Raw genomic sequence first — 12,182 nt, 5'->3', positions numbered from 1 at the left:
GTGAAACCATTAGCTAAAGTGAATGCCAATTGCGTAATTGGGTTCGCTCCTGCTTCAGCAATATGATATCCAGAAATAGAAACTGAATAAAAATTACGAACGTTTTCTTTAATGAAATAGTCTTGCACATCGCCCATTAAACGTAAAGCAAATTCTGTAGAGAAAATACACGTATTTTGTGCTTGATCTTCTTTTAAAATATCGGCTTGAACTGTACCACGGACTTGTGCTAAAGTTTTGATTTTTATATCTTGGTACACCTCAAAAGGTAAAACTTGATCACCTGTAACGCCTAAAAGCATCAACCCTAATCCATTATTCCCTTCTGGTAAATCGCCTTGATAAGACGGACGTGTTACCCCTTTTTGCTTATAAATTTCGTTGATTTTAGCTTCAACTTCAGCCTGCAAACCATTTTCAATAATGTATTTTTCACAGTTTTGATCGATGGCCGCATTCATAAAGAATCCCAACAACATTGGTGCTGGACCATTAATCGTCATAGACACAGAAGTCATTGGATGACTCAAATCGAAACCTGAATATAATTTCTTCGCATCGTCTAAACAACAAATTGAAACTCCAGCATTACCAATTTTTCCATAAATATCAGGACGAATATGTGGATCATTTCCATATAAAGTCACCGAATCAAAAGCCGTTGATAATCGTTTTGCTGGCAATCCTGCAGACACGTAATGAAAACGCTTATTAGTTCGTTCTGGACCACCTTCACCTGCAAACATTCTACTTGGATCTTCGCCTTCTCTTTTAAATGGATATAATCCAGAGGCGAATGGGAATTCTCCAGGAACATTTTCTTGTAAATTCCATTTTAAAATATCGCCCCAAGCTTGGTATTTTGGTAACGCTACTTTTGGAATTTGCGAATGCGAAAGCGATTCGGTATGTGTTGCGATTTTAATTTCTTTATCTCGAACTTTAAAACTATACACTGGATTTTTGTATTTGTTTACTTTTTCGTCCCAAGTTAAAATGATTTCCCAATTATAAGGATCTAAGTTCATTTTTACTCGGTCGAATTCTTTAGTCAATAACGAAACAAAATCTTTGTTATCAGCAGTGATTTTTAAAGAATCTTCAACAATTCCTGCTTTATCTAATTGTGGTAAATTACCGTTAACCGATTCCACAGTTTTAAAAATTCCGTATAATTTTTGAGCTACTTCAACTTGAGAAAGTGCCGTTTCATCGTATTTTCTATTATTTTCTGCAATTTCAGATAAATAACGTGTTCTATGTGGAGGAATTACGAAAATTTTCTCACTCATTTCACGTGTGATTTCAAAAGTCGATTTTAAATCAGCTCCTGTTTTTTCTACAATCTTATCCATTATAGATTTATAGAGTGTATTCATACCTGGATCGTTAAACTGCGATGCAATTGTCCCGAAAATAGGCATGGTATTGGTATCTACATCCCATAAATTATGATTGCGTTGGTATTGTTTTTTTACATCACGAATCGCATCTAAAGCACCACGTTTGTCGAATTTATTCAGCGCCACTAAATCCGCAAAATCCAACATATCGATTTTTTCCAATTGCGTTGCTGCTCCAAACTCGGGAGTCATTACGTATAACGAAACATCAGAATGGTCCATAATTTCTGTATCCGATTGTCCAATTCCAGACGTTTCTAAAATTATGATATCGTATTTAGCCGCTTTCAATACTTCAATAGCTTCAGCCACATATTTTGATAAAGCCAAATTGGATTGACGAGTTGCTAACGAACGCATATAAACTCTTGAATTATTAATCGCATTCATACGAATTCTATCACCTAATAAGGCACCGCCTGTTTTACGTTTTGAGGGATCAACCGAAATTAATCCGATTGTTTTTTCTGGGAAATCGATTAAAAAACGACGAACCAATTCATCTACTAAAGATGACTTTCCTGCTCCACCTGTACCGGTAATTCCTAAAACAGGAATTTTAGACGTTTCATTCTTTTGGTGAATTTGGTCAAAAACCGATTTTGCAATTTCTGGAAAATTCTCAGCGGCCGAAATTAATCGTGCAATAGCAGTTGGATTTTTTTCTTCTATGTGCGATAATTCACCCGTCAATTTATCTCCAATTGGATAATCAGAACGTTTGACCAAATCGTTAATCATACCTTGTAATCCCATAGCACGACCATCATCTGGAGAATAAATTCTTTCGATGCCGTACTCGTGTAATTCTGAAATTTCTGAAGGTAAGATTACGCCTCCGCCTCCGCCAAATATTTTGATATGACCAGCTCCTTTTTCCTTAAGTAAATCGAACATGTATTTAAAATACTCGTTATGCCCACCTTGATATGATGTCATTGCAATCGCATTCGCATCTTCTTGAATGGCAGTATTTACAACTTCTTCAACACTTCTATCATGTCCAAGATGAATTACCTCTACACCTGTCGCTTGGATGATTCTTCGCATGATGTTAATGGCTGCATCGTGTCCGTCAAAAAGTGACGCTGCGGTTACAATTCTTACTTTATTAACAGGAATATATGGTATTTGTGGTTCCATTTTTAAATATTAATCGATTTTAAGGGTGCAATTTACGAATTTAATAATTTTTATTTCTATTTAAATGATGTAAAAAATCAATAAAATTAAAAAAAATAGCAGATTTGAAATATGTGGTATGCATTTTGTGTTAAAGAAACGAAACTAAATTTATTTAAATGAAAAAAATTATTTTATTGCTACTTATAATGCCAACAATCAGTAGTGCTCAATTAAAAAACACAATTAAAAAAGTAATTTCAAAAACACCTACAGTTTCTGCAATTGACATTTCCAATGGCTTAAAAGAAGCTTTAGATAAAGGAATTAAAAAACAAGTTGTAAAACTAACTCAAAAAGATGGTTTTTATAAAAATGAATTAGTTAAAATAGTATTACCCGAAGAATTACAAAAAGTGGATACTCGCTTAAGACAAATTGGGTTATCAAGTTTAGCCGATGAAGGTATTTTATTATTAAACAGGGCTGCCGAAGATGCAGTAAAAGAGGCGACACCAATTTTTGTAGATGCAATTAAAAACATGACATTTACCGATGCAAAAAATATTGTTTTAGGGCAAGAAAATGCAGCTACAAATTATTTACAAAGTACTACTTCAGTAGCTTTGTATGCTTCTTTTAATCCTGTTATTAAAAATTCACTTGCAAAAGTAGGCGCGGATAAAATTTGGAATCAAATTATTACCAAGTACAACAGCATTCCATTAGTTAAAAAAATAAATCCGGATATTGCAGAGTACACTACTAATAAAACCTTAGCTGGAGTTTATAAAATGATTGCAGTGGAAGAAAAGGAAATTAGAACTAATTTAACTTCAAGAAACTCTGATTTGTTAAAAAAAGTATTCGCACTACAAGATAAAAAATAATTTTTACAATTATAACAAAATCTTAACAGTATTAACTAGCTAAAATTCTGATATTTGCGAAATAATAAATAGTTTTTTAAGGTTAGTTTTTAGTTAAAGAACAACTGAAATTTAGGTTTCAGTTGTTTTTTTTATACCTTATTTTGAGTTTTTATATATTGAATTACTTCCGAATTAAATAATTCCCATTTTTCTACGTTAACCACGTGACCACAGTTTTCAAAAACTACTAATTGGGAAGTTTTATAATGACTTTCCACTACTTTTCTCACTGAAGGTAAAAACATATAATCTTCTTCTCCCATAACATATAAAGTAGGCACTTGCAATTCAACTTGACGAAACCATTTTAAAATAGGATTAATCTCAGCAGTTAACTTAAACCATTTTATAAACTCTTTTTGATAGAGTTTTTTTGCTTCATTGATGAATAACAATCTAGATTGCTTATGGTTTTTATTTGGCATAATAACAAATGCAAAAAAGCGATATAAAACCAAATAAGGTAAAACATATTTAAACGTATTACCTAATCGCATTAAAATTTGTGAACGAAAATTCATTTTTAAAATAGCGCCACCCATAATCATACTTTGCACTCTGTTTTCGTACATTTCTGCAAATTGTCGGATTACTATTGTTCCTAATGAAATTCCAATGAAATGTGATTTTTGAATATTTAAATGATTGAGAACTTCTAAAACATCATTAGCAATGGCTTTAAATGTATATTTTTTAGTAATTTTCTCTTTGGAATTGCCATGACCACGAAGATCTAATAATAAAACATTAAAATGAGCTTTAAATTCCTTTATCTGCTTAAACCAAATAGAAGAACTGCCTCCTGCACCATGGACAAATGTTACCCATTCAGTCGTGTTTTTATTTTCGTATACAGTAAAGGCTATCATTTTATTTGTAAATATAAAGCTTTTCTTGCAACAAAGTGAAATAATCGAACGCTTTAACTAAACGACTTCCATACCAAGAAAACATTTCGCCATCGACAAAAATAGTTTTTGCATGATGTGTATGTCTGCCTAATTCGAATGCATGTTCATCTGTAAAAGGAAAAGGTTCAGAAGATAAAAACACAAAATCAGGATCACCTTGGATTCGCATTTTATTGATGACTACTTCAGGATAACGTCCTTCATATTTTGGATGATTATCATAGATATTTTCTAATCCATTCAATTTTAGCATCTCATTTATAAATGTATCTCCAGCCGCAACCATATATGGGTTTGCCCAAATAAAATACGCTACTTTTTGTTTCGCATTTTCTTCAAATTTTGAAGCCACAAGTGTTTGGAGTTTTTGATATCCGAAGTTTATTTTATCAATCCACTTTTGTGCATTGGTTCTTTTATTAAACAGATTTCCGAAATCTTCAATCATTTTATTATTGTCGGCAATCGTAACAATATCTGTCACCCAAACTGGACAAATAGTTCTTAATTGCTCAACAATTTCTTTGGTATTTTCTTCTTTATTGGCAATGATAATATCTGGTTGTAAGGCTTTTATTTTATCGAATTTGATGGTTTTCGTACCGCCAATAATTTCTTTAGTAGATTTAAAATGAAACGGATGTACACAAAACTTCGTAATACCAACGATTTCATCTTCCAAACCCAAATCATATAACAATTCGGTTTGTGAAGGCACTAAAGAAATAATTCTCTTTGGAGTGTTTTCAAAAGTGTGAATGGTGCCAAGTTGGTCTGTGAATTGTTTCATTTTTTATGGTGATGGGTGTTGGGTTTTAACTTTCTATATAATTAAACACATAGGAACATAGAAAAAAATTTGGTAAATTGAGTAGCTTCGCTATACCTAGAAAACATAGATAGACTATCTTTTACTTTGCCACCTTGTAACTTCTTACTTCTTACTTTTTACTTAAAATAATTTCCATTTCTCCTTGTAATTTCAGCGCTTCTTCCCTTGCCTTTTCTGCAAAATCAGATCCGTTTGATGCAAAAATTATACCTCTTGAAGAATTAATTAATAAGCCAACGTTTTCATTCATTCCGTATTTGCAAACTTCGGCTAAACTTCCGCCTTGAGCACCAACGCCTGGAACCAATAAGAAACTATTTGGTACAATTTTTCTAATTTCTGTAAAATATTCTGCTTTTGTAGCCCCTACAACATACATTAAATTTTGACTGTTTTTCCAATTTTTAGACGTTTCTAAAACCGTTTTATATAATTCTTGCCCGTTATTATTTAATGTTTGAAAATCGAAAGCACCTTCATTTGACGTTAAAGCTAACATAATAGTATGTTTGTTTTCAAAAGCCAAAAAAGGTTCTACAGAATCTTTTCCCATATAAGGCGCAACAGTAACTGAATCAAAATTTAAATCTTCAAAAAAAGCTTTAGCATACATTGTTGATGTATTTCCAATATCACCGCGTTTTGCATCGGCAATTGTGAAAATATTGGGATAGTTATTGTTTATATAATCGATTGTTTTCTGTAAAGCTTGCCAACCTTTGATACCATAAGCTTCATAAAAAGCCGTATTTGGTTTGTACGAAACACATACATCGTGCGTAGCATCAATGATCGCTTTATTAAATTCGAAAATTGGATCTTCTGTTGTTAATAAATGTGCTGGGATTTTAGTCAAATCTACATCTAAACCAATACATAAAAATGATTTTTTTAGACGAATTTGCTCAATAAGTTGTGGTGTTGTCATTTTATTTTTGTTGTGGTGCAAATTTACAAATTTGGAATTTAAATCTATTGAATTTTTAACAATAAATTATTAAAAAAGCTTTTGATTATAAAATTCAAGGTTCTATTTTTGTTGAAAATAAATTAATCTTTTGAAGAAAATAACAAATATTATTTTATGTGTTTTTTTACTATCAATAATCACTCCGACAATACAGTGTTTATTTGAAGATAGTATCAAAACTGTTTCTTTTTTAGATTTTGATGAAAACAAAGATGACATTGATAATTCTGAAGAAAAGGAATTAGAAAAAAATGAATTTGATTTTTTCGACAAAATACTACATACAGAAAAAATTTATATCAAAACATCAATTAATGATAATGAAGAAAATTTATTTCATTTCCTCAGTAATCATAATTCTCAATTTAAAGAAATTTTTTCGCCACCTCCCGAATTCGCATAAATCATTTGTAGGGCTTTAAAAAGCATTTTTTTAATCACAAATTTTGATTTATGTCAATAACAACAAAACATTTAAAATCCGATTTATTTTCGGGATTAGTCGTATTTCTTGTAGCGTTACCATTATGCTTAGGTATTGCTTTAGGTTCGCTTGGTGCAAATGCTTCTCCTTTTCCAGGAATTATTTCTGGAATTATTGGTGGAATACTTATAGGGTATTTAAGTAAATCTCACGTAAGCGTTAGCGGACCAGCAGCGGGATTGATTGCCATCATCGTAACTGCAATAGGCACATTAAAACAATTTGATGTTTTTTTGTTAGCTGTTGTAATAGCTGGAGTTATTCAGTTAATATTAGGATACTTAAAATCAGGAAGTTTAGCAAATTTTATTCCTAACAATGTAATCGAAGGTATGCTTGCTGGAATTGGAATCAGTATCTTTTTAAAGCAATTACCACATGCTTTTGGTTATGATAAAGATTTTGAAGGCGACGATTCATTTTGGCAACCTGATGGCGAAAATACGTTTTCTGAAATTTTTAAAGCTTTAGATTACATTAGTATTGGCGCTGTTACCATATGTATTATATCATTGATTTTATTAGTTCTTTGGGATAAATACAAAATCCAAGATAAAATAAAATTTATGCCGGGTGCACTAATAGCAGTAATAGTAAGTATTCTTTTAAACATTACTTTTGAAGGAACTGCCTTTGAAATTAGAGCAGAACATTTGGTGAATTTACCGGTTTTTAATTCATTTGATGATTTTGTAAACGTATTTGTATTTCCAGATTTTACTGCAATAACTAATTATCAGGTTTGGGTTGTAGCAGCAACAATTGCTATTGTAGCCTCAGTAGAAAGTTTACTTTGTATAGAAGCAGCTGACCGATTAGATCCTCAAAAAAGATATTCGGATCCAAATAATGAATTAAAAGCACAAGGTCTTGGAAATATATTGAGTGGATTAATTGGCGGATTGCCTATGACTTCAGTAGTAGTTAGGTCCTCAGCGAATATAAATGCTGGAGCAAAAACTAAATTATCTGCAATTATTCATGGTGTTTTTCTGCTAATTAGTGTGATTAGCATTCCAATTGTTCTAAATAAAATCCCATTAGCTACATTAGCTGCTGTATTATTATTAATTGGATATAAATTAGCAAGTCCAAAATTATTTATAAAATTTTATAAATTAGGATGGTATCAATTTTTACCATTTTTAATTACCATTATAGGCGTTGTTGCCATAGATTTATTAAAAGGCGTTTTGTTAGGATTATTAATCAGTATTTTTATAATTCTAAAAGGAAATTTAAAAAAAGCTTATAGTTTTGATAAAGAAGAACTTCACGATGGTGATAAAATTATTGTTAAATTAGCACAAGAAGTATCTTTTTTAAACAAAGCGGCGATAAAAGAATCTCTACAAGAACTGCCAGCAAACACCAAAGTAACTATTGATGCTACTGAAACCGTATATATTGATCATGATGTGATTGAATTAATTGGAGAATTTTGTAAATTTACATCTATAGAAAAAAACATAACAATAAAATTAAAAGGATTTGATGAGCAATATAATTTAGATCATCATGAATCATTAAAACATATAACTATTAAACACAAAAGCTAATTATGAGCGATTTTTATAAAAAAATATTAGACAATAATAAAGAATGGGTAGAATCCAATTTAGCAAAAGACCCTAACTATTTCAAAGATTTATCAAATGGTCAAAATCCGCCATTATTATGGATTGGATGCTCTGATAGTCGAGTTCCTGCAAATGAGATAACTGGAACAAGAGCTGGAGAAGTTTTTGTACATAGAAATATCGCTAACCTTGTTATTCATACAGACATGAATATGCTAAGCGTATTAGATTATGCTGTAAACGCCTTAAAAGTAAAACACGTTTTAGTTTGCGGACATTACGGATGTGGAGGTGTAAAAGCAGCTATGGGTAACGAATCAATTGGTGTAATTGACAATTGGATAAGAAATATAAAAGATGTGTATCGTGTTCACAATGAGGAACTTTCCGCAATTGAAGATGAAGACAAAAAATTTAACCGTATGGTTGAACTTAACGTTATTGAACAAGTATACAATTTAGCCAAAACTTCAATCGTACAAAACGCATGGAATAACGGTCAAGAACTGTACTTACATGGTTGGGTTTACGGATTGAATTCAGGTTATGTGACTGATTTAAATGTAAATTTCAGCAACAATAACGAGTTGGATTCAATGTTTAAATTAAACTTTTAATCGTTTAAATTTTCATTAAACGCTGAAGGCAATAATTGTGGAATAAATTTTATCAAAATTGGTAATAACAATCCACCTCCAGGAAGTAAAAAAATAGTGAGCGACGGAATGCTTTTGCATATGTCTAATAACTGTTTTTTTACTTTCTTTTTTTCCTCAAAACTCAATTCGTTTTGAGTTGATTTACCTAATAATTTTACTAATTCTTTACTTTCTGAAAGCTCTTTAAGTAACCGTGTTTTATTCCTACTTACTAACTTTGCAATATTGTCTTGCGTGTTTGTATAAAACTGTTTTACTGGATGATTAATATTATAAAAAGGTAGGTTTTTTTTATATTTATTTATAAATTCAACTAATTCATAACCAGAGTTTTGAAAATTTTTATTTAAACCTAATTTTAAAGCGAATTCAGTAAGAAAAATTTGTTCATTTTCATATACTACTCCATCGCTTAATAACGTCATATGAGCAATTTCATATAGATATAAACTTTCTAATTCAGACCGATTTCCTTCAAAAACAATATCAATAATTTGATGATTATTTATTTTAGAAACTTTAGAATATCGTAACGAATTTTCAAACATTTTTAGAAGCATTACATCGTACTCCGATTTATGTTTTTTTACATTCAATGAAAACATAATTAATGCCAAACATTTACGTTCTAAATTCTTAAAAAAGTCAAGATTAATAGAGTTATGATTCAAATAATATTCAAAAGCCAAAACATCAATATACAACATGGAATTGGTTACTATATGAGTGAAATTTTTAGTAACAATATTATCATTTGTTTGCAAACGTTCATTTATAATACTCTCTAATTTTTGATACGAATTAGATTGCGGCATAACCATATTTAAAAAACTAAATTTTCCTTTTGAAATTTGATCGTAAAAAGATAACAATTCATTTAAAAAAGCAGTTTTCGAATCCAACTTTTGAAACTGAAACAAAGCAAGTAATGTAGCTAAAAAACCAACTTTCATTTTCTCTTCAGCGTCCCATTTTGTATCGTCTATGTCTGTTTTTAGATGATAGTTTACAACATAACCATAAATTAGACCGCTTTTTTGAGAAGCCCTAAAGAATGATTCGTTGGTATCGTATGTAACGATATCAGCAGCATGTTGTTGAATAAATTTTTCAATCCAACCGTTAATTGAAGGGTTAATTTGCATGAATCAACTGATGTTTTAAGTCGTAATTAATTAATAAACCTACAAATTTACTATAACTTTCCATTCCGTCTTTTTGTTGGTTCATTTTTAAAAATGTGTCGTAAATGTATTCAAAAAAAGTATCAATCCACGAATGATAGTGTTTCCAAAAGGTTTTGTTTTCGTTAAAATTTCCAAAAACACCTTTATTAATAAATACTTTGTACGTTTTACTACTACCTGCTTCCATTACTTCTAAATTATACAAGCAATAATTTAAAGCAAAAGCATATGCCGAATATTGAAAATACACATCTTTATTTTGCGAAGCTGCTATAAATCCAATAAAATTACAATCACTTTCAGAGGCAATTCCGGTTTGATGTGCCATTTCGTGACAAATTGTTAATGGCGAAGTATATTTAGGCTTCAAATTATTCACTTGAGCTTCGTTTGTAAATGGATTCAAATACCCTCCAAATCCCATATAACTCAATGGAAAACTAAAAATCGAGGATTTGATACTTTTATATTGATAATGAATATGCGATAACGGTTTAGGCAAATTAGCATATCCGTTTAAAGCCATTTCATACATTTTTTGTTCTGAATAGCTATAAACCACTTTATTATAATGTAATTTTTCTATTTGAAGTTGCAAATGATTTGTTTCGGCAATTAATTTTAACGTCAAATTTTGCAATTGTTCTTTAGTATACTCTTTTTCAATACCTATTTTTTCATATAATGGAGTTCGATAATAATTCAATCCCCACAAAAAATGAAAAAAGAAATACAATATCGAAATAAAATTCAAAATAGTTAAACCGTTAGATTTCCAATTATTCAAAAAGCCAATTCTATTTTTATACAACCATCTAAAAATAAATAGTATCAAAATAATATAGAAAATATCACCTATAGAAAAAGGAATCCAACCTAAAACTAATCGACTAAACTTAGAAAGATACAAATACAAGCCATTACTGTAAAAGCGCTCTACTACTTCTGGAAAAAGTGAAAGCACATTAATCAGAATAACTTGAACGAATAAAAATAAACTTAGATATTTTTTCATTTGCTAAAATTATTACAAATAGACTAATAAATAGTAATATTTTTTATAATTTTGTTTCATAGCTATTAATCTTATGACACAAGTTACTTTAAATATTCCTGATCAAGATTTAAACTTTTTTATGCAATTAATAGAAAAGTTTAATTATGATACTACCATTTCTGATTTCGAAATGACATCTGAAATAAAAAATATACTTGATACTCGACGAAAAAACTCAAATGAAGTAAATTACATTCCTTGGGATGAAGTGAAATCAAAGATAATTTTTAATAAAAAATAATGAGTTATTCCGTTTTCTTTGAACAAAATGCTATTAATGATATTCAAGAAGCTGTTTCTTATTATAATTTAAAAAAAGAAGGATTGGGAGAAGTTTTTTATACTTCTTTAGAAAACGTAATTCAAACCATAATAATTAACCCAAACTTTCAAATTAGATATAAAGATTATATTGGCTTGCCTTTAAAAAAATTCCCTTATATTGTGTTTTATTACATTACAGAAGAAACCAAAAAAATTCATATTATTTCTGTATTTAACACTTCTAAAAATCCAAATTCATATTACGATTTATAAACTATGTTTAAATATTCAAAAAAAAAACGAATTTTGAATATTAAATAACGAATTTTGAACAATAACATTAAAAACAAACAGAACAAAAATAAAATGAGTCAAGAAGTAAGAAATTTAGAACCAAAAGTGCTTTGGAACAAATTTGCCGATTTAAATGCCGTACCTCGTCCATCTAAAAAAGAAGAACGTGTAATTGCATTTATGATGGAATTTGGTCAGAAATTAGGTTTAAACACCAGTAAAGACGAAGTTGGAAATGTAATTATAAAGAAACCTGCAACTGCCGGAATGGAAAATCGTAAAACCATTGTAATGCAATCGCATTTAGATATGGTGCATCAAAAAAACAATGATACCGATTTTGATTTCGATACACAAGGAATTGAAATGTATGTAGATGGTGACTGGGTTCGTGCTAAAGGAACTACTTTAGGTGCCGATAACGGATTAGGTGTTGCCACAATTATGGCAATCTTAGAAAGTACCACAATTCCACATCCTGCCATTG

At 30.1% G+C, this 12,182-nt stretch carries 12 protein-coding genes and 1 pseudogene; 7 read left to right on the top strand and 6 right to left on the bottom strand.

Annotated features, from left to right (window positions below; all coding sequences use genetic code 11):
* On the bottom strand, positions 1–2,546 hold a 2,546-nt coding region (locus KA468_RS09115), incomplete at its 3' end, for a methylmalonyl-CoA mutase family protein (protein WP_291242634.1).
* 158 nt (positions 2,547–2,704) lie between these two features.
* On the opposite strand from KA468_RS09115, the gene KA468_RS09110 reads away from it, so the two are divergent.
* On the top strand, positions 2,705–3,415 hold the full coding sequence (locus KA468_RS09110) for a DUF4197 domain-containing protein (RefSeq protein WP_291242633.1): 711 nt from the start codon (positions 2,705–2,707) through the stop codon (positions 3,413–3,415).
* A gap of 131 nt (positions 3,416–3,546) precedes the next feature.
* Here KA468_RS09110 and KA468_RS09105 read toward each other — a convergent pair whose 3' ends face one another.
* From KA468_RS09105 to pyrF, 3 genes are all read right to left on the bottom strand, one after another.
* Entirely contained in the window at positions 3,547–4,326 is a 780-nt protein-coding gene (locus KA468_RS09105; protein WP_291242632.1) for an alpha/beta hydrolase, read from the bottom strand.
* Position 4,327: 1 nt separating this feature from the next.
* On the bottom strand, positions 4,328–5,158 hold the full coding sequence (locus tag KA468_RS09100) for an ABC transporter substrate-binding protein (protein ID WP_291242631.1): 831 nt from the start codon (positions 5,156–5,158) through the stop codon (positions 4,328–4,330).
* A 151-nt stretch (positions 5,159–5,309) separates the two neighbouring features.
* Positions 5,310–6,128: an orotidine-5'-phosphate decarboxylase gene (pyrF, locus tag KA468_RS09095; RefSeq protein WP_291242630.1), complete on the bottom strand. Its 819-nt coding sequence runs from the start codon at positions 6,126–6,128 to the stop codon at positions 5,310–5,312.
* 130 nt (positions 6,129–6,258) lie between these two features.
* On the opposite strand from pyrF, the gene KA468_RS09090 reads away from it, so the two are divergent.
* Genes KA468_RS09090 through can form a run of 3 tightly spaced genes read left to right on the top strand, consistent with a single transcriptional unit; the run spans position 6,259 to position 8,851 of the window.
* A complete protein-coding gene (locus tag KA468_RS09090) occupies positions 6,259–6,573 on the top strand; it encodes a hypothetical protein (RefSeq protein ID WP_291242629.1) in 315 nt (104 codons plus the stop codon).
* Between the two features lie 50 nt (positions 6,574–6,623).
* The gene (locus KA468_RS09085; protein ID WP_291242628.1) at positions 6,624–8,213 is read left to right on the top strand and encodes a SulP family inorganic anion transporter; all 1,590 of its coding nucleotides are present in this window, start codon (positions 6,624–6,626) and stop codon (positions 8,211–8,213) included.
* Positions 8,214–8,215: 2 nt separating this feature from the next.
* Positions 8,216–8,851 (top strand): carbonate dehydratase, encoded by a 636-nt coding sequence (can, locus tag KA468_RS09080; RefSeq protein ID WP_291242627.1) that lies wholly within the window; start codon positions 8,216–8,218, stop codon positions 8,849–8,851.
* Here can and KA468_RS09075 read toward each other — a convergent pair.
* Positions 8,848–10,038 carry an LETM1-related biofilm-associated protein gene (locus KA468_RS09075; RefSeq protein WP_291242626.1) on the bottom strand — a complete coding sequence of 397 codons (1,191 nt, stop codon included), beginning with the start codon at positions 10,036–10,038 and terminating at the stop codon, positions 8,848–8,850. The genes can and KA468_RS09075 overlap by 4 nt on opposite strands.
* Positions 10,028–11,095: a DUF3810 domain-containing protein gene (locus KA468_RS09070; RefSeq protein WP_291242625.1), complete on the bottom strand. Its 1,068-nt coding sequence runs from the start codon at positions 11,093–11,095 to the stop codon at positions 10,028–10,030. Before KA468_RS09070 ends, KA468_RS09075 begins: the two co-directional genes overlap by 11 nt.
* Positions 11,096–11,168: 73 nt before the next feature.
* Between KA468_RS09070 and KA468_RS09065 the strand changes: the two genes are divergently transcribed.
* The 3 genes and pseudogenes from KA468_RS09065 to KA468_RS09055 form a co-directional block, all read left to right on the top strand.
* Positions 11,169–11,378, top strand: coding sequence for a hypothetical protein (locus KA468_RS09065; protein WP_291242624.1), 210 nt, complete (start codon positions 11,169–11,171; stop codon positions 11,376–11,378).
* Positions 11,378–11,674: a type II toxin-antitoxin system RelE/ParE family toxin gene (locus tag KA468_RS09060; RefSeq protein ID WP_291242623.1), complete on the top strand. Its 297-nt coding sequence runs from the start codon at positions 11,378–11,380 to the stop codon at positions 11,672–11,674. Before KA468_RS09065 ends, KA468_RS09060 begins: the two co-directional genes overlap by 1 nt.
* 93 nt (positions 11,675–11,767) lie before the next feature.
* Positions 11,768–12,182 (top strand): annotated as a pseudogene (locus KA468_RS09055) (cytosol nonspecific dipeptidase); the annotation flags it as partial.

The organism is Flavobacterium sp., assembly GCF_017985075.1.
Lineage (GTDB): Bacteria > Bacteroidota > Bacteroidia > Flavobacteriales > Flavobacteriaceae > Flavobacterium.
This window is presented reverse-complemented; position numbering and strand designations above follow the sequence as displayed.

Excerpts from the sequence above, each read along its gene's own strand:
- KA468_RS09110 (WP_291242633.1), top strand. The coding sequence starts at position 2,705 with ATGAAAAAAATTATTTTATTGCTACTTATAATGCCAACAATCAGTAGT.
- KA468_RS09105 (WP_291242632.1), bottom strand. The coding sequence starts at position 4,326 with ATGATAGCCTTTACTGTATACGAAAATAAAAACACGACTGAATGGGTA.
- KA468_RS09100 (WP_291242631.1), bottom strand. The coding sequence starts at position 5,158 with ATGAAACAATTCACAGACCAACTTGGCACCATTCACACTTTTGAAAAC.
- pyrF (WP_291242630.1), bottom strand. The coding sequence starts at position 6,128 with ATGACAACACCACAACTTATTGAGCAAATTCGTCTAAAAAAATCATTT.
- KA468_RS09085 (WP_291242628.1), top strand. The coding sequence starts at position 6,624 with ATGTCAATAACAACAAAACATTTAAAATCCGATTTATTTTCGGGATTA.
- can (WP_291242627.1), top strand. The coding sequence starts at position 8,216 with ATGAGCGATTTTTATAAAAAAATATTAGACAATAATAAAGAATGGGTA.
- KA468_RS09075 (WP_291242626.1), bottom strand. The coding sequence starts at position 10,038 with ATGCAAATTAACCCTTCAATTAACGGTTGGATTGAAAAATTTATTCAA.
- KA468_RS09070 (WP_291242625.1), bottom strand. The coding sequence starts at position 11,095 with ATGAAAAAATATCTAAGTTTATTTTTATTCGTTCAAGTTATTCTGATT.
- KA468_RS09065 (WP_291242624.1), top strand. The coding sequence starts at position 11,169 with ATGACACAAGTTACTTTAAATATTCCTGATCAAGATTTAAACTTTTTT.
- KA468_RS09060 (WP_291242623.1), top strand. The coding sequence starts at position 11,378 with ATGAGTTATTCCGTTTTCTTTGAACAAAATGCTATTAATGATATTCAA.